Annotated in this window: 17 protein-coding genes; 10 read left to right on the forward strand and 7 right to left on the reverse strand. The window is 61.6% G+C overall.

Translation table 11 applies throughout. The annotated features are described in order from the left end of the window. Positions 1–82: 82 nt before the first annotated feature. The gene (locus tag V7660_RS04185; protein ID WP_335601870.1) at positions 83–427 is read left to right on the forward strand and encodes a helix-turn-helix domain-containing protein; all 345 of its coding nucleotides are present in this window, start codon (positions 83–85) and stop codon (positions 425–427) included. A 3-nt stretch (positions 428–430) separates the two neighbouring features. Beyond that, positions 431–1090 carry a hypothetical protein gene (locus V7660_RS04190; protein WP_335601871.1) on the forward strand — a complete coding sequence of 220 codons (660 nt, stop codon included), beginning with the start codon at positions 431–433 and terminating at the stop codon, positions 1088–1090. Here the strand turns inward: V7660_RS04190 and V7660_RS04195 are convergent. Together V7660_RS04195 and V7660_RS04200 are read right to left on the reverse strand one after the other, a co-directional pair. Beyond that, positions 1054–1506, reverse strand: a complete 453-nt coding sequence (locus V7660_RS04195) for a SufE family protein (protein WP_335601872.1) — start codon at positions 1504–1506, stop codon at positions 1054–1056. The genes V7660_RS04190 and V7660_RS04195 overlap by 37 nt on opposite strands. A 72-nt stretch (positions 1507–1578) precedes the next feature. Further along, positions 1579–2556, reverse strand: coding sequence for a hypothetical protein (locus tag V7660_RS04200; protein WP_335601873.1), 978 nt, complete (start codon positions 2554–2556; stop codon positions 1579–1581). A 245-nt stretch (positions 2557–2801) separates the two neighbouring features. Here V7660_RS04200 and V7660_RS04205 point away from each other — a divergent pair, with 245 nt between their 5' ends. The 5 genes from V7660_RS04205 (at position 2802) to V7660_RS04225 (ending at position 7855) form a co-directional block, all read left to right on the forward strand. Further along, positions 2802–4319, forward strand: coding sequence for a sensor histidine kinase (locus tag V7660_RS04205; RefSeq protein WP_335601874.1), 1518 nt, complete (start codon positions 2802–2804; stop codon positions 4317–4319). 90 nt (positions 4320–4409) lie between these two features. Continuing rightward, on the forward strand, positions 4410–4760 hold the full coding sequence (locus V7660_RS04210) for a DUF1491 family protein (protein ID WP_335601875.1): 351 nt from the start codon (positions 4410–4412) through the stop codon (positions 4758–4760). Positions 4761–4867: 107 nt separating this feature from the next. After that, on the forward strand, positions 4868–5242 hold the full coding sequence (locus tag V7660_RS04215; RefSeq protein ID WP_335601876.1) for a hypothetical protein: 375 nt from the start codon (positions 4868–4870) through the stop codon (positions 5240–5242). Positions 5243–5322: 80 nt separating this feature from the next. Next, positions 5323–6921 (forward strand): peptide chain release factor 3, encoded by a 1599-nt coding sequence (locus V7660_RS04220; protein ID WP_335601877.1) that lies wholly within the window; start codon positions 5323–5325, stop codon positions 6919–6921. A 103-nt stretch (positions 6922–7024) separates the two neighbouring features. Continuing rightward, positions 7025–7855 carry an alpha/beta fold hydrolase gene (locus V7660_RS04225; RefSeq protein ID WP_335601878.1) on the forward strand — a complete coding sequence of 277 codons (831 nt, stop codon included), beginning with the start codon at positions 7025–7027 and terminating at the stop codon, positions 7853–7855. Between the two features lie 15 nt (positions 7856–7870). Here V7660_RS04225 and V7660_RS04230 read toward each other — a convergent pair whose 3' ends face one another. After that, positions 7871–8314 carry a PAN domain-containing protein gene (locus V7660_RS04230; RefSeq protein ID WP_335601879.1) on the reverse strand — a complete coding sequence of 148 codons (444 nt, stop codon included), beginning with the start codon at positions 8312–8314 and terminating at the stop codon, positions 7871–7873. 60 nt (positions 8315–8374) lie between these two features. Continuing rightward, positions 8375–10201 (reverse strand): ABC-F family ATP-binding cassette domain-containing protein, encoded by a 1827-nt coding sequence (locus V7660_RS04235; RefSeq protein ID WP_442910024.1) that lies wholly within the window; start codon positions 10199–10201, stop codon positions 8375–8377. 127 nt (positions 10202–10328) lie between these two features. Here V7660_RS04235 and V7660_RS17215 point away from each other — a divergent pair, with 127 nt between their 5' ends. Both V7660_RS17215 and V7660_RS04240 read left to right on the forward strand, forming a co-directional pair. After that, positions 10329–10424, forward strand: coding sequence for an LPXTG cell wall anchor domain-containing protein (locus tag V7660_RS17215; RefSeq protein ID WP_442910012.1), 96 nt, complete (start codon positions 10329–10331; stop codon positions 10422–10424). Continuing rightward, on the forward strand, positions 10397–10624 hold the full coding sequence (locus tag V7660_RS04240) for a hypothetical protein (RefSeq protein ID WP_335601881.1): 228 nt from the start codon (positions 10397–10399) through the stop codon (positions 10622–10624). Before V7660_RS17215 ends, V7660_RS04240 begins: the two co-directional genes overlap by 28 nt. A gap of 53 nt (positions 10625–10677) precedes the next feature. Here V7660_RS04240 and V7660_RS04245 read toward each other — a convergent pair whose 3' ends face one another. Genes V7660_RS04245 through V7660_RS04255 form a run of 3 tightly spaced genes read right to left on the reverse strand, consistent with a single transcriptional unit; the run spans position 10678 to position 14470 of the window. Next, positions 10678–11349, reverse strand: coding sequence for a pseudouridine synthase (locus tag V7660_RS04245; protein ID WP_335601882.1), 672 nt, complete (start codon positions 11347–11349; stop codon positions 10678–10680). Next, positions 11346–12386 carry a class I SAM-dependent methyltransferase gene (locus tag V7660_RS04250; protein WP_335601883.1) on the reverse strand — a complete coding sequence of 347 codons (1041 nt, stop codon included), beginning with the start codon at positions 12384–12386 and terminating at the stop codon, positions 11346–11348. The genes V7660_RS04245 and V7660_RS04250 overlap by 4 nt, the downstream gene beginning before the upstream one ends. Before the next feature lie 56 nt (positions 12387–12442). Next, the gene (locus V7660_RS04255; protein ID WP_335601884.1) at positions 12443–14470 is read right to left on the reverse strand and encodes a transglycosylase domain-containing protein; all 2028 of its coding nucleotides are present in this window, start codon (positions 14468–14470) and stop codon (positions 12443–12445) included. Positions 14471–14679: 209 nt separating this feature from the next. On the opposite strand from V7660_RS04255, the gene V7660_RS04260 reads away from it, so the two are divergent. Beyond that, the gene (locus tag V7660_RS04260; RefSeq protein ID WP_335601885.1) at positions 14680–16209 is read left to right on the forward strand and encodes a flavin-containing monooxygenase; all 1530 of its coding nucleotides are present in this window, start codon (positions 14680–14682) and stop codon (positions 16207–16209) included. Positions 16210–16258: the final 49 nt, after the last annotated feature.

The following is a 16258-nucleotide window of genomic DNA, read 5'->3' on the forward strand; positions in this document are numbered from 1 at the left end:
CATTCAACTTGTCGGAATAGGAAAGTTATCCTACACCTGCGGAAGTCGGGTAGTCTTGTGCCTGTCATCACAGGAGAAAGACATGCAGGATTTCGATCCCCGGAAAGACGAGGACAGGGCCTATCTCGCCGCCGCGCTGACGGCGTATGCGCTGGGCCTGAAGACCGAGGCGATCCTCAGCCGCCAGCGCCGCTCGCCCGCCGAGGCGCGCGGCCGCCAGATTGCCATGTACCTGCTGCGCACGGCGCTGGGCATGAGTCTCAGCCGCGTGGCGCGGGCCTTTAATCGTGATCGCACCACGGTCGCCTATGGCTGCAACCTGATAGAGGATTGCCGGGATGATCCGGATTTCGATGTCTGGATCGAGCAATTGGCGGTCGGCCTGTCGAGCGTCGTCGTGCTCGATGGCGCGGCGGTGGAGATATAGGTCATGGGAAAGTGCCGGATTCTGACCGAACATCGCCTGATGAGTGTGCTGGTGCATGGCGGCATGATCGCGCCCCTGCGCCAGACCTTCCTGGCCTATCGCGGGCCGGACACACGGCGCCAGCGGTCGGGTTGGGTCTCGCCGCATATTGTGGCGCGGCTCAAGGCAGAGAAACGCCTTCAGGCGCAGGTCATGTTTCCGGATCGGCTGGAGGCTGCCCCGGCGCCGGGACGGGAACTGGACTCTCGCGCCATGCGCCGCCCGGCCGACCTGCTGAATTTGCGCACCGATGGGCGCCGGAGCCTGATGGCAGACCTCTTCGCAGCGCCCGCATCCCCGGACGTGATCCGCCAGAGCGCGGCGGCCGGGCGCTACCGGGATGAATTCATCCGGGCGAGCCAACCAGCGGCAGACCGTGCCCGCCCGGTCTTTGGCGCCGGGCCGCGACAGACCCCATCGGCGCGGCTGGCCGCGCTGGAGTCAGAGATCGGTACGCAATCAATACGGCAGCTGGAAGACCTGCTGATCGACCGGGCGACAGTCACGGCGCTCATTGTGCGGTGGGGCATGGAGGCGGAGGGCGTGCGGGCAGCCGCGCGGGAGGCGCTGGCGCGTCTCGCTGTGGCTTATGAGCTTTCGCCAGCCGTGGACAGCCCGGCCTGAGCATCCGTGCGGATGCGTTCAAGCATGGAAGCGAGCCCGTTCGAGCGTTGGGCGGTGAGGGCGCCGCTGACGCCGATCTCGTCGAGCAGGGCCTTGGCGTCGAACCCGTTGATTTCTTCCAGCTGCGCGCCGGAATAGAGGCGGATGAGCAAGGCAATCAGTCCCGACACGATCATGGCGTCGGATTCAGCGCGCACTTTCATACGGCCGTCTTCAATGTCGGTGACCATCCAGACCTGCGAGGCGCAGCCACGCACGCGCGTCTCTTCCGTCCGTTCTTCCGGTGCGAGCGGCGGGTTCGCCTTGCCGAGATCGATGATGTGCGCATAGCGCGCTTCCCAATCATCCAGCCAGGAAAACTCTTCGCGGATTTCGTCTGCAGTTTCAGCAATCGTCATGACCGCCAGATGGGGCATCTCACGTCAAAAAGAAACCCCCGGAACCGATTGTGGTGCCGGGGGTCAAGAGAGAGACTTGTCTGCTGGGGCTTATTGGTAGACGCCGCCAATGCATTGTCCGACATCCGCGAGCGCGTGCTCGCCGATGCAGAACGGAACTTCATATTGCTGGTTCGCTGCAGCAACGCATTGCTGCAGGTTGAGGTTTGCCATGTTCAGGCAGCCACGGGTTTCGCGCTCGGCCATGGCCGAATTGACCTGGCTGGAAGACGCAGCCGTCTGGCCGAGAATGCGATAGGCGGCGAGCGTGGCGATCTGGTCGGCCACAGGTTCCTTGCCGAATTTCACACGTTTCTTCTTGGACAGGCCGAGGCCGCTGGTCACGGCAGCCGGGAAGCGGACCGCATCAGCGGCGCCGGAGACATTGTCCCACAGAGACGGAGCGCCGGTGCGGCCTGCGCCCGCCAGTACGCTATCGATATCCGCTGCCGAGAAGGCAGAGATCAGCTGTCCGCGGGCCGGTGTACCGACCGTCTGGATGCTGTTCAGCCGCGTGGCCTTTGCGCCGGAATTTCCGATCTTGGCTTTCGCCCAGCCGGAGCCCTGCAGGCTGTAGGCTTGTTCCTTCACATAGGCCGCCGTGGCACTGAGGCGCTGGCTGTCGGCCTCGGTCGCTGCCAGGGACAGGCTGACCGCATTGTCACCGCCGCTGAGCTGGCGTGCATAGCGCACGTCATTCTTCAGGCCGGTCAGCAGCGCGTCGCTGCCGTAGAAACTTTCGATATCACGCACGGCGGCCCGGTATTCGGGATCCTGCGATGCGATCAGGGCGGAATAGGAGATCCAGCCTTTCGACAGCTGGTCCGGATTGTGCCCGCCCAGAGAGTTCAGGGCGTGGTCGATGTCCTTGGCAGAAGAGAAAGGCTTGCCTTTCACATCCGTGACATCGGACTGGTAAGTCCCGTAGACAGCGGCCGATTCCGAAATCGGATCCCCCGACTGCGCAGATGCCCCCATGGCCAGGCCAAGGGCAACCATTGCAGTACCGATCATTCTGATGGATTTCATGTGCTAATTCTCCCTCACGCGTCACGCGACAGTGTTGCATGAACTTCCCCCCATGGGGAACCTCGCCTTGCCTGCTGCACACATTACAAATACAGCAAAGTATGCGTGACCCAGGCAGAATGCCTAATGAATCTCACCGGGGTGTTAACGAGTTGCCCGAACTGACACGAAAGAGATTACAGTTTGTCCACCTGGTTTGGCTTGTCCTTACGGTGGCGCTGGGTCTTTCAGCGTTAATAGGCGGGGTGGCCGATAACGCGCTCCTGGCCGGCCTTGGCCTTGCCGCACTTCCAGGTGTGGTGGGGGCAGCACTGTTGCATCCGCGCGCGCGGGCGGATGATCTGATCGGACCCTTTCTCGTGATCGGCTGGACCTTGCTGGCCATGCTCGGCATTGCCGCGACAGGGGCGGCCCTGTCGCCGCTCACCGTATTGTTTGCCATTGCTCCGTTAACGGCCATCAACCTGCGCAAGCCCGGCATGGCGGCCGAGGCGGCGATCTTCGGCGCCTTCGCGTTCGTGGCCGCAGCCATCATGGTGCGGCTTGGCCTGCTGCCACCCGCCAATCCGGTCAGCGCGTACCAGGTGCCGGCCATGCTGCTGGCCTTTGCCGCCCTCGTCATGATCGGCCTGCTGGCATGGACCTATCTGAAAGCGCGCGAGGAAGAAGCGGCGCTGCCAGCGGAAGTGCCGCAGCCCATGATGACCGTCCGGCAGGATGTCGGCCTGCCGCAGGAATCCGGCCTGTTATTGCTGGACGTCTCCGAGTTTGGTCGCATCCGGACCCTGAGCGGGGATCTGCTCGGCCTCGAGACCGTCAAGGCCGGGGGCCTGCTGGCAAACCTGCTGCAGGACGAGAAAGAAGTAAGCCTGCTGAAGCCGGCGAACGGCCGCACACATGGCGAAGTCACGCTGAAGAATGGCCGCGAGGCGGCGTTCGTCGCAGAGGCGCATGACAGCGGCGCCGTGCTCGTGCTGCGCGATCTGACAGAGGCACGCGCCCTGACCCTGGAAACGCGCGCGCGCCTGGAAGAGGCCGAAGCGCGCCTGAAAGGGCGCACCGCCTTCTTTGCCTCACTGGGCCATGATCTGAAGACGCCCCTGAATGCCATTCTCGGCTATGCCGACATGATGCGCGCCGGCATTCGCGGGCCGATGCCTGAGCCTTATGCGGACTATCCGGAAATCATCCATGAGAGCGGGCAGGATTTGCTCCTGCTGGTCGATGACATTCTCGATCTCGCCAAGGCCGAGGCCGACCGCCAGCGGCTGGAACCGGAACCGGTCGACCTGACCGCGTCTGCGCAATCCATCCTGCGCCAGCTCGACAACCAGGCCGAACGCGCTGGGGTCAAACTGAAACTGAAAGCAAGTGGTGAAGTCTGGGCGGAAGCCGATGCACGCGCCGTGCGCCAGATTTGGCAGAACCTTGTCTCCAACGCGATCAAGTATTCGTCGTCTGGCGGGACGGTGAGCCTGGATGCGCGCGACGAGGGCAATGCCACCGTGCTGAGCGTGACCGACAAGGGCGCAGGCATGACGCCTGAAGATGTCCGCCGCGTGCTGGAGCCGTTCTCGCAGGGCAGCAATTCCAAGGGGCGTCAGGGCACCGGGCTGGGCCTTGCCGTGGTGCATTCTTTTGCCCAGTTGCACGGCGGCCAAGTCGTGATCGACTCTGCGCCCGGCAAAGGCACGAAGGTGGAAGTCAGCCTGCCGCGCGCCAACCCCGCCGACATCCAGCCCCTGGAAGACGCGGCGCAATAGGCAGCCCGCTTTCCGGAAACCGGCGAACGCGTCTATGACATCTCCAACGCACATCAAACGGGCACACGGCCCGCAACAGGATTCCTGCCCATGATGATGGAAAGACTGCCCACAAAGCTCTGGGTCGATGCCCTGGTCCGGCGGGCTCAGGTCGCAGGTGCTGCAGCGTTCGTGCTGCAATCCGGCGATGAGGAGCGCGGCGATGTACTGATCAAGGTCGCGCGGCTCGACGGCACGGCGGCGGCCTACATTCCGACCATGAATATGGAAGGCGAACGCATCTTCATCGACCTGATCGTACAGGGGATCGGACCCGAAGAAACGGCCGTGGACGCCTATGTCCGCAAGGCCCGTGATCGCGACCGGGACCTCTGGGCAATCGAGATCGAGGACCGCGAGGGTCGCCACTTCCTGACCGAGCCCGTGGAACACCCCGAATAGGAGCAAATGCGTCGCCGTAAATTCACACAACTCTTTAACCGGCAGTAGGTGTTTATTAACCGTGTGAGGGCAGCTTCGGCCTGAATTCAAGCTGGGGTGCGCCAATCATGCTGTTTCTGATGAATGATCAGATCACCGAGATCGAGATACCGGAAATGCACCTTGCCAAACGGTGGCAGTCACTTGGCTGTGGCGACCCCTATGGCATGCGGGCCCGTGAAGCGCTGAACTTCGCCAGCCGGGTCGTCGGCGAGCATCTGAAGGAACGTATCCCGCTGGAGAATTCGCTCCTGCAGGATCTGGGCTCCCTGATCATCGCCAAGACCGGCGCCAATGCCGTCCTGTTCCCGGTTTTCGGGAGTGTGGTGGGCGAACCGCGCCTAACCATCCTGCCGGAAACGATCCTCGCTTCGCTGCGTGATCGTCATCAGCGTGAGGGCAAGGCCCCCGATGTACGCGAGATCTGGCCGAGCGCAGCCTGACACGTATCCTGATACTGGCGCTTCAATCGGCGGGTCAAATGGGCTAGGGCCTCTGCCGAGTACGAAAGAGCCCAGATTCCATGTCCCATGAACAGGAAGCCGCCCGCCGGCGCACCTTTGCCATCATCTCCCATCCGGACGCCGGTAAGACGACGCTGACGGAGAATTTGCTGTTGGCCGGGGGTGCCATCCGCGCAGCTGGCGAAGTGGCCGCGCGCGGCCAGGCTCGACGCACAACCTCCGACTGGATGAAGATCGAGCGGGATCGCGGCATCTCGGTGTCCGCCTCGGTCATGACGTTTGAATTCGACGGGCTCGTCTTCAACCTGCTCGACACGCCGGGCCACGAAGACTTTTCCGAGGACACGTATCGCACGCTGACCGCCGCCGACTGCGCCGTCATGGTGCTCGACGCCGCCAAGGGTATCGAGCCGCAGACGCTGAAACTGTTCGAGGTCTGCCGCCTGCGCGACATTCCAATTGTGACCTTCATCAACAAGATGGACCGCGAAGCGCAGGACCCGATCGCCCTGCTGGACGAGATTCAGGACAAGCTGCAGCTGGATACCGCGCCGCTCTATTGGCCCGCCGCCAGTGGCCAGCGTTTCTCCGGCATGTTGGATTTGCAGAAGCAGGAATTCTGCGTCTTCGAGCGCAAGCCCGGCGAAGCGCCCCGCATTGGCGCCGCCGAGCGCATTCCGGGCGATGAGGCCACGCTGAAAGCGGCCCTGGACGAGAGCGTGTTCGAAGAACTCAGCGAAGGCGCCGAAATGGCGACGACGCTGCTGCCGGAGTTCGATATCGAGTCCTTCCTTGGTGGCCACATGACGCCGGTCGTGTTCGGCTCGGCCCTGCGCCATTTCGGGGTTCTGGAATTGCTTCGCACACTGCACTCCTATGCGCCACCGCCGCGTGACCAGAAGGCGGAAAAGAAGGGCGAGCCGGTCATGATCCATGCCGAGGACAAGCCGGTCTCCGGCTTTGTCTTCAAGATCCAGGCGAACATGGACCCGAACCATCGCGACCGGGTTGCCTTCCTGCGGCTCTGCTCTGGCGAGTTCAAGCGCGGCATGCGCCTGAAGACGACGGCCGGCAAGCAGCTCAACATTCACAATCCGATGATGTTCCTGGCGCAAGACCGCGAGATTGCCGAGACCGCCTATGCGGGCGACGTGATCGGTGTGCCGAATCATGGCCAGCTGAGGGTCGGCGACAGCCTCTCCGAAAGCGGAGACATCCAGTTTGGGGGCATCCCGAACTTTGCGCCGGAACTCCTGCGGCGCGCCCGCGTGAAAGACCCGATGAAGGCCAAGCACCTCCGCAAGGCGCTCGAAAGCCTTGCCGAAGAAGGGGTGACCCAGCTGTTCAAGCCGGCCATTGGCTCGGACATGATTGTCGGAGCGGTCGGCCAGCTGCAGTTTGAAGTGATGACCGAACGGGTCGCGGCCGAGTACAATCTCGAAGTTGTCTTCGAGCCTGCGCCGTACAATGTCGCCCGCTGGATGAGTTGTGATGACGACAAGGTGCTCGAAGCCTTCCTTGACCGGAACAAGTCCGCCAGCGGAACGGATCTGGATGGCGCGCCGGTCTATCTGGCGAAGAATGCGTGGGACGTGGGCTATGCCCAGGAAAAGAACCCCGACATCCGCTTCACGGCCACCAAGGAACGCTTGGTCTAGGTCTGCCGGTGCACGCCAAAAGATATTCTGAAATCTCGTTTCGGTAGTGTATCAAATGTCACGATTCTGGTGTATCTTTCCGTCATTACGGAAGGAGATCAGTATGCCGTATATCAAGACGCGAGATGACACTGAGATCTTCTACAGGGATTGGGGCCCGGCCGAGGCGCCACTCATCATGTTCCATCATGGCTGGCCTTTGACGGCGGATGATTGGGACAATCAGATGCTGTTTTTCCTGTCCGAGGGCTATCGGGTGATCGCAGCGGACCGCCGCGGTCATGGCCGGTCGCAGGAAACCTGGACCGGCAACGACATGGATACCTATGCCGCTGACACGGATGACCTCGTCAAGGAGTTGAACCTGACAAATGTGGTTCATGTCGGACATTCCACAGGCGGTGGGGTGGTGGCGCGTTATGTGGCCCAGCATGGCGGAGGCCGGGCTGCCAAGGCCGTGCTGATTGGCGCGGTCCCGCCCTTGATGCTGAAGACGGCGGACAATCCGGATGGCATCCCCATGGACGTCTTCGATGATTTCCGGAGGCAATTGTCAGACAATCGCGCCCGCTTTTTCCTCGATGTCCCGAGCGGTCCGTTTTTCGGATTCAACCGGGACGATGTCGAGACGGTGGAGGCAATGGTCCATAATTGGTGGCGTCAGGGCATGATGGGCAGCGCAAAGGCGCATTATGATTGTATCGCCGCCTTCTCCGAGACGGATTTCACTGAAGACCTGAAGGCTCTCAAGGTGCCCACACTGATCATGCATGGGGATGATGACCAGATTGTTCCGCTCGACCTGACCGCCCGCAAGGCCGCAGACCTTGTCGAGGGTTCGGTGCTGAAGATCTATGAGGGCTTGCCGCACGGAATGTGCACCACGCATCCGGAGCTCATCAATCCGGACCTGCTGGATTTCATTCGCGCCTAGAGGAAGGGCCCAGGGTCAGGACGGGTCTGGCACCGTCAGTGGTTCCGGCTTGTCGCTTGGCGGGAAGGCAACGTCCGATCCGCCTGCCAGTTCTTCCTGCACTATGAGAACAGGCTGGTGAAGGTCTTGGTGGCGGGACGAAAGACCTGAAGTGGCCATTGGATTGTATTCCACCTTGCCGGCGCCCCGTTTGAGCTCACAGCGCGAGGTGCTGTCGTCAAGCGCTTCGACATAGCTCCACGCAAAGCAGGCTGACCGCGTATTGCAGAGCTGTTGGCAGTCGTCGGCGGTGGCGGTATTCGAGAACTCATACGTCCCGCCAAAGCGATAGATGCCCGACTGGTAGCTGGGACCATCAAGGGCGGTATCTTCGTTTGCGACGGGCGCAGCCTCCAGGCTGTCGGCCATGACAGGCAGGCTGAGACAGGCGGCGAACAGTAGGGCGGGAACAAGGCGCATATCGAAAGACTCCCTCAATCGTGGGCGAATCCTAGGCAGCCTGTCTTAAGGAAAGGTTGTTCAGGAGCCCGTCAGGGCTTCGCGCTTTTCCTCGATTTCCAGCCATTCCATCTCGATCATGTCCAGTTCGTCGCGCGCAGCGCCAATTCGGGCCGATGCCTTCGCAAATGCGTCCGGGTCGCGCGTATAAAGCTCCGGGTCGCTCATCTTGCCTTCGAGGGTCTTGATCTCCGCCTGCAGTTTCGGGATCAAAGTGTTGATCTCCTTCTGGCGATGCTCGTCCTTGTAGGAGAGTTTCTTCTGCGGTTTTGGGCGCGCGGTCTCCGCTTTGGCCTTTTCGGATTTTTGGGCGCTTTCTTCCTGCTGGCGGAAATGCTTCAGCTGGTCCTGCGCATCGGTCCAGCCGCCTGCGGTGACGACCCATTTGCCATCGCCCACCGGGCAGAGGCAACTCGTCACGGTGGCATCCAGGAAGGCCCGGTCGTGGCTGACCAGGATCAGCGTGCCGTCATAGGAGAGCAGCATGTCCTCCAGCAATTCCAGCGTCTGCATGTCGAGATCATTGGTCGGTTCGTCCATCACCATAAGATTGGATGATTTGGCGAGGCCGATGGCGAGCGCGAGCCGGTTGCGTTCACCGCCAGAGAGGGCGCCGACGGGCTGGCGCAGCTGCTCCGGCTTGAACAGGAAGTCCTTGGCGTAAGCGGCGACATGGCGCTGGTTGCCCTGAACCATGATGGAGTCGCCGCCCGCCGGGGCGAGGGCTTCCCAAACGGTGTCTTTCGGGTTCAGCGTGTCGCGCGTCTGGTCCTGATAGATCACTTCCAGTGTTTTCGACTGGCGCACGCTGCCTTCATCCGGCTCGATCTCCCCCAGCAGGAGGCGCACCAGAGTCGTCTTGCCCGCGCCGTTCGGGCCGATGACCCCGATCCGGTCCCCGCGCAAGATGCGCAGCGACAGGTCATCCGCGATCACGAGGGGGCCGTTCGGCGTGTCGAAGGTCTTGGACAAATTCTTGGCCTCGATCACCTTCTTGCTCATCGAATCGCCGGTCGAGACCGACAGGTCGGCGGTATTCTTGCGATCCTGCAGGGCGCCGCGCATTTCGGCATGTTGTACGCGCATGTTTTTCAGCTTGGCGAGACGTCCTTGGTTGCGCTTGCGCCGTCCCGTCACGCCGCGTGCCAGCCAGTGTTGTTCATCCTTCAGCTGGGTCGTCATCCGGCGCAGCTGACGTTCTTCTTCCTGTTCGACCTGTTCGGCCCATTCATCGAATTTGGCATAGCCTTCCGGACTTTTCAGCACCTTGCCCTGACGCAGCCAGAGTGTGTTGGTCGAGACGTTCTCCAGGAAGCGCCGGTCGTGGCTGACCAGCAGGACAACACCATTGAAGCCCTTGAGGCGCCGTTCCAGCGTCTCGATCATGGGCACGTCAAGATGGTTGGTCGGCTCATCCAGCAACAGCACGTCCGGCTCGCGTGCAAAGGCCTTGGCCAATGCCGCCCGGCGCTGTTGCCCGCCCGACAGGGTGGCGGGGTCAGCCGCGCCGTCGACGCCGAACTCCATCAGCTCTGCTTCGGCCATGTAACTGGCTTCCAGGCCCTCTGAAACATAGTCCAGAACCGTGTCGAACCCCGCAAGGCTCGGCTCCTGGGAAACGATGGCATAGGTGATGCCAGGCTGGCGCCAGACATCGCCACTATCGGCCTCGACGCTTTCAGAGATGATTTTCATCAGCGTGGACTTGCCGGCGCCGTTGCGCCCGACCAGTGCGACGCGTTCGCCCTTGGACAGGGAGAAGCTGACGCCTGTGAACAGGGGTTTCCCACCAAAGGTGAGGCGCAAATCATTGAGGGTAATCAGGGGTGGTTGAGCCATGTCCGCGATGTAGCGTGTGCCACAGGGCGGCGCTAGGGGGCGCATGCGCAGCCGTCTTTGTCAAAAATAGCAAACCACCTCGCAATTTCCACGCTGACTCAAACGCTCGTTTCCATGATGGCGTGAGACCTTTGTCTTGCTGGGACTACCAGGGACGCTCGTCTGCGGACGTGCGTCTTTCTATTTTTGGAAAAGGAAGAAAAAATGTTGCACGAAATTCTGTTCATTCTAGTGGGCGGCTTGGCCGCCTTCACTTTGTACGACATCACGAAAGTCGTCATCACACTCGCAGGCCGGAAAAAGGTTGACCTCGCCGCCACTCCTGTACGGGGCGGGACGGCACGACCGGGTGCATCGTGTGCAATCGTTTATCTTGTGGGCGTCCTCTCTCCCCTTCTAGGTATGGGGATTGCCGTCAGTCCGATCATCTAGACCTGACAGCCGGTGCCCTGGCGGCCAGCTTCACGCCGAAGCTGGCCGCATTTTTAGAAGAGAGAGGAAATCTCCTGTTCGGAGAGGAGACGCCAATTTCCTTGCCCGAGCTTCCCCAAGTCTAATGCCCCAAAGCGGGCGCGGTGCAGGGCTTCCACATGATTGCCGGCAGCGGCGAACATGCGGCGGACCTGATGATAGCGGCCTTCTGTGATGGTCAAGCGTGCAGACCGCTCGCCGGTGATTTCAAGGCGCGCAGGCAGGAGCGGTTTTTCTTCGCCGCGCAGCATCAGGTCGCCGCTCGCGAACAGTTCAGTCTCATGACCCTCCAGAGGACGGGCGAGGGTCGCCTCATAGGTTTTCTCGGTCGAGGATATTGGCGAGATCAGTCTGTGGAGCAGATTGCCATCATCCGTGAACAGCAAGAGCCCGGTCGTATCGGCATCCAGCCGTCCCACTGTCGAGAGTGGCGGGCTGCGCTGCAGGAAACGAGGCGGCAGAAGTTCGTAGACGAGGCGCCCCTGGTCGGCGCGGGAGCAGGTAAAGCCCGCAGGCTTGTTCATCATCAGCACCATGCCGGGCGCCGGGTCGAGCGGGTCGCCGTCAAATCGGAGATCGTCGCCTGCGCCGGTTATGCGGCCTGCACGGATCGCGGCCTCCATTTCCTTGCGGCTGCCATAGCCAAGGCTCGCCAAATACTTTGCAAGCTGACGATCAGGTTTCATCGCTTCCGCTTTGGCTTCTCCGCACGGAGAATCTTGTAGCCGCCGGAGTCTTCCAGCATTTCAAAGGTTTTGAAGCATTCGCCCAGAACCTCTTCATATGGCAAATGGCGGTTGGCGACGAGCCAGAGCTGGCCGCTGCCTCTCAGCGCCTTGGCGGCGGCGCGGATAAAATCCTGTCCCAGCGAGGCGGCATCCGCCCTTCCGACATGAAAGGGTGGGTTCATGACGATGAAATCATACAGCGTGCTGCCGCCTTCCTTCGTCGCGTCGGCCCATTTCATGTCCCAGTTTTCAAAGCCAGACAGCGTCTGGGCGATACAGGGCAGGGCGCGATGCTCGGCTTCCAGCAGGGTCATGTGTTCGACATGTCGGCAATGCTGGAGGATCTCGCGCGTCAGGAACCCCTGGCCAGCGCCAAAGTCCGCGCCGCGCCCGCGAATATTTTCGGGAACGCTGTCCGCAAGCAATTCGGAGCCCGCATCGATCCGGTTCCAGGAGAACAGGCCGGGCCGGCTCCACACGCCAGCGTCCATTTCCTGCGGCGCATCGCGCGCGATCCATTCTTCCATCAGCTCGGCATTGATCCGTGAGCTGTCCTTGATGGTCCAAAAGGCGCGGCACTTGTTCTTCGACAGGGCCTCGGTCTCACCCGCGATTTCGCGCAGCAGCTTTTCGATTGTCTTGGAGCCGAGCGTGTTGGGCAGGCAGGCAAGGATCACGCCGCCCTCCGGCGCGTCGCGCAGGGCACGGGCGAACAGGGCGCGCGTCTCATCCTTCTGGCGGGGTGGCAGGAGCAGTGTCAGCTGCGTGGCCGGGAAGGTCTCGGTCTCGGGCGGCAGGACGTCGAACCCGGCGGCTTTCAGCGCCTCATGGTCCGGCTTGAAACTGTTCTGGCAGATGAGGCGCTCCTTCGGCAGGGGCGCCAGGTGCGGCGAGAGTTCTGCGCGCAGGAACAGGATCCGGCCCTCTTCGGGCAAGGTCACAGCCCCTTCGTCAAGGGCCAGCATCAGGGTTTCGTAGACAGCGGCATCAAACATGCGCGGTCTTTAATGGGTTTGCATGGCGCGGGAAAGGCCCGGCCATCATACCGGCTCTATTGGCGGATGACCCGGACGCCATTCCTGTTCCCACTGCGCGAGCTGGATGCCGTCGAAAAGGCCTGCGCCATGCCGCGATAGAAGGTGACCCGCTCTTCGGCCGCTTCGGTCATTTCGATGCCCGCTTCTGCACCGAGCAGCGGCTCAGGGGGCATGCCCGCATGGACGATCTCCATGATGTCCGACCAGAGATCGGCCGGCAGGCCGCCCCCGGAGACACGTGCCATCGGGCTGTCATCATCATTGCCGACCCAGACGCCGCCGACATAGGCGTTGGTGAAGCCGATGAACCAGGCGTCGCGCCAGTCCTGGCTGGTGCCGGTCTTGCCGGCGACCACCCAATTGCCAAACCGCGCGCGGCGGCCTGTGCCGAACTTGGCATTGACGACGCGGGCCAGCATACCGTTCATCTGCTCGGCAAGCTCATGATCATAGACCCGGTCGCGATTATAGTCGGGGCGCGTATAGAGCACATCGCCGCGCGAATTCTCGATCTTCTCGATCAGCCACGGGTCCATGCGCAGGCCGCCCGACTGGAAGGTGCCGAAGGCGCGGGTGATTTCCCACAGCGACACTTCCTGGCTGCCGAGGGCAATGGAGGGAAAGGGTTGCAGCGGCGTGGTGATGCCGAAGCGGCGCGCAATGCCGATGACGCTTTCCTCGCTGGCTTCCTGCGTCAGCTCCGCGGCAATCGTATTGGTTGAGCGCGCCAGGGCTTCGCTCAAGGTCATGGGCCCGAGGAACCCGCCGCCATAATTTTCCGGCCGCCATTTGCCGATGGCAAGCGGGGCGTCTTCGAACACGTCATAGGGTGAGAACCCGTTCTCCAGTGCGGCGGCATAGACGAAGGGCTTGAAGCTGGAGCCGGGCTGGCGCTTGGCCTGGGTCACACGGTTGAATTCGGATTCGGTGAAGTCGCGGCCGCCCACAAGGGCGACAACCCGGCCGTCACGGTCGATCACGATGGCAGAGGCTTGCGACGCCTTTGCGGACTTGCCGTCCTTTTCCATTCGCTCGTTCAGCTTGGTGCGGATCTTCTCCTGCAACTCGACATCGAGTGACAGGGTGACGACCATGTCGCCTGGCGGCCGGGGCAGCATCAGAGTCACCCGGTCTGCGACCGTATCGAGGACGTAGCCCAGCTGGGGGTTATACGCCGGCGCGTCGATGATGGTGATGTCGGTCTCGATAGCGTCGGTGACCTCCTCCGCCGTGATGAAGCCAAGATCGGCCATCTGCTCCAGCACGTAGAGCTGGCGCGCTTTCGCGCCTTCGAGATTGTCACGCAGATTGAGCTTCGACGGCGCCTTGGGCAGGGCAGCGAGGAGAGCGGCTTCCGGCACGGACAAGCCTTCCGGCGGTTTGCCAAAATAATAGCGCGAGGCCGCGTCGATGCCGTACAGGCCCGCGCCGAAATAGACCCGGTTCAGATAGAGCGTCAGGATCTCATCCTTGCTCAGTTTCTTTTCCAGTTCCCGCGCCAGCTTCATTTCCTGTGCCTTGCGGGACATGGTCTGGCGGCTATCGAGCACGAGGTTCTTGATCAGCTGCTGGGTGATGGTCGAGGCGCCGGACACGGTCTCTCCCGCCCGCATGTTGGACCAGGCCGCGCGGGCGATGGCCGCATCATCGGCGCCATCATGCTCGTAGAAGCGCTTGTCCTCGGCGGCAATGAAGGCTTGCGGCACGTGGGCGGGCAGGCGGCTGATATCGGTCGCCCGGCCATAGCGGGGACCGCGGACGTCCAGCGTGTTGCCGTCACGGTCAACGAACTCGATGGCTGGCTCGCGCTTGGCCTCCCACAATTCCGCCACAGGGGGCAGGCTGGGCATGCCGAAATAGAGCGAGCGCCATTTCCAGACAGCCCATCCGGCGCCCGCCAGCACGACAATCAGAATGACCAGCATGAGATACCGCCCGGCGCGCGTGCCGAGAAACCCAAAGCGTGAGTTCGGCACCTTGATGGCCCGGGTGCCGCCCGCCTTGCCAGCCTTTGCAGGCGGTTTGCGTGGTGATTTCGCCATAACTTCCAGATACCTGAATTTGGTTTGTCAGCAAGCTAAATGCCCAATGAATTGGGCAAGGTGAAGGCATTGCCTGCAGCCCGTGCCCTGCCGCGAGGTCACGTCTTACAATAGGGGCATTTCCCTAGTGTTATGAGGAAAAGCAGCTGGTTCAATGAAGCCTGCGAAGATCAGGGTTTCAAAAAAGGCCCGGCGCACGGGAGGAAAACATGACATCATCAACCACTGCCAAGGCTGCGGAACATTTCGACGTGCTGATTGTCGGCGCGGGTATTTCGGGCATTGGCGCCGCATGGCACATGCAGCACCAGGCGCCGGGAAAGAGCTTCCTTGTCCTTGAAGTTCAGGAAGATTTCGGCGGAACCTGGCGGACGCACACCTATCCGGGCATCCGCTCCGACAGTGACCTCTACACGTTTGGCTATCGCTTCAAGCCTTGGACGGGCGCGCCGATCGCGACCGCGCAGGAAATTCTCACCTATATGGGCGAAGTGATCGAGGACAATGACCTCGCCCCCCATATCCGGTACCGTCACCGCATCATCGGGGCGGACTGGTCGTCGGCCGACAAGGTCTGGACGCTGACAGCGAAGCGCGAGGATACCGGCGAGACCGTGTATTTCACCGCCAATTTCCTCTGGATGTGCCAAGGCTATTACAATCACGAGAAAGGCTACACGCCCGAATGGGAAGGGATGGAGGATTATCGGGGTCAGATCATCCACCCCCAGACCTGGCCGGAAGATGTCGACCTCAAAGGCAAGAAGGTTATCTGTATCGGGTCAGGCGCCACGGCGGCGACGGTGGTGCCCGCGATTGCCGAAGAATGTGAGCATGTCACGCTGCTTCAGCGCTCTCCGACCTATTTCATTCCGGGGCGGAACGAGAACGAACTCGCCAATGCACTGCGCGAACTGAAGATTGACGAGGAGTGGATCCACGAGATCGTGCGCCGCCGTGTCCTGTTCGATCAGGCGCAATTCACCCATCTTGCCGAAACCGCGCCGGACGCCGTCAAGGAGGATTTGCTGAAAGGCGTGCGCGAATTCCTCGGGCCTGACTATCCCATTGATCCGCACTTCACGCCCCGTTACCGTCCCTGGCAGCAACGCATTGCCTTCGTGCCGGACGGCGATCTGTTCAAGGGCATCGCCAGCGGCAAGGCCAGCGTTGTGACCGATCATATCGACCGGTTCACTGAAAAGGGCATCCTGCTGAAATCCGGCGAAGAACTTGAGGCGGATATCATCATCACGGCGACAGGGTTCAACCTGTCCGTCCTCGGAGATATTCCATTCTCCAAGGATGGGGAGCCGATTGATTTCAGCCAGACTGTCACCTATCGCGGCATGATGTTTACCGGCGTGCCGAACATGGCATGGGTCTTCGGCTATTTCCGCGCCAGCTGGACGCTGCGGGTCGATCTGATGGGCGACTTCATCAGCCGCCTCCTAAAGCATATGGACGAGACCGGCGCGAAGGAAGTCCGCGTCGAATTGCGCGAGGAAGACAAGGGCATGGACATCCTGCCCTGGATGGACACGGACAATTTCAATCCCGGCTACATGATGCGCTCGCTTCACATGATGCCCAAGCGTGGCTCCAACTATATCTGGCAGCATTCCCAGGACTATTGGCAGGAGCGGGAAGAAATTCCGAGCATCGACCTGACCGGGGCCGAATTCGTCTATGACCGGGCGACAGCTGGGGCCAGGTCAAAGGATGACGCGCTCGTCTGAGTTCTGTCTGGCCAAGCTCTGCCGGACGGTCTAGCCTTGCCTCTCACAA

It is taken from the genome of Hyphomonas sp. (genome assembly GCF_036964145.1).
GTDB lineage: Bacteria > Pseudomonadota > Alphaproteobacteria > Caulobacterales > Hyphomonadaceae > Hyphomonas.

Excerpts from the sequence above, each read along its gene's own strand:
- V7660_RS04185 (WP_335601870.1), top strand. The coding sequence starts at position 83 with ATGCAGGATTTCGATCCCCGGAAAGACGAGGACAGGGCCTATCTCGCC.
- V7660_RS04190 (WP_335601871.1), top strand. The coding sequence starts at position 431 with ATGGGAAAGTGCCGGATTCTGACCGAACATCGCCTGATGAGTGTGCTG.
- V7660_RS04195 (WP_335601872.1), bottom strand. The coding sequence starts at position 1,506 with ATGCCCCATCTGGCGGTCATGACGATTGCTGAAACTGCAGACGAAATC.
- V7660_RS04200 (WP_335601873.1), bottom strand. The coding sequence starts at position 2,556 with ATGAAATCCATCAGAATGATCGGTACTGCAATGGTTGCCCTTGGCCTG.
- V7660_RS04210 (WP_335601875.1), top strand. The coding sequence starts at position 4,410 with ATGATGATGGAAAGACTGCCCACAAAGCTCTGGGTCGATGCCCTGGTC.
- V7660_RS04215 (WP_335601876.1), top strand. The coding sequence starts at position 4,868 with ATGCTGTTTCTGATGAATGATCAGATCACCGAGATCGAGATACCGGAA.
- V7660_RS04220 (WP_335601877.1), top strand. The coding sequence starts at position 5,323 with ATGTCCCATGAACAGGAAGCCGCCCGCCGGCGCACCTTTGCCATCATC.
- V7660_RS04225 (WP_335601878.1), top strand. The coding sequence starts at position 7,025 with ATGCCGTATATCAAGACGCGAGATGACACTGAGATCTTCTACAGGGAT.
- V7660_RS04230 (WP_335601879.1), bottom strand. The coding sequence starts at position 8,314 with ATGCGCCTTGTTCCCGCCCTACTGTTCGCCGCCTGTCTCAGCCTGCCT.
- V7660_RS04240 (WP_335601881.1), top strand. The coding sequence starts at position 10,397 with ATGTTGCACGAAATTCTGTTCATTCTAGTGGGCGGCTTGGCCGCCTTC.
- V7660_RS04245 (WP_335601882.1), bottom strand. The coding sequence starts at position 11,349 with ATGAAACCTGATCGTCAGCTTGCAAAGTATTTGGCGAGCCTTGGCTAT.
- V7660_RS04250 (WP_335601883.1), bottom strand. The coding sequence starts at position 12,386 with ATGTTTGATGCCGCTGTCTACGAAACCCTGATGCTGGCCCTTGACGAA.
- V7660_RS04255 (WP_335601884.1), bottom strand. The coding sequence starts at position 14,470 with ATGGCGAAATCACCACGCAAACCGCCTGCAAAGGCTGGCAAGGCGGGC.
- V7660_RS04260 (WP_335601885.1), top strand. The coding sequence starts at position 14,680 with ATGACATCATCAACCACTGCCAAGGCTGCGGAACATTTCGACGTGCTG.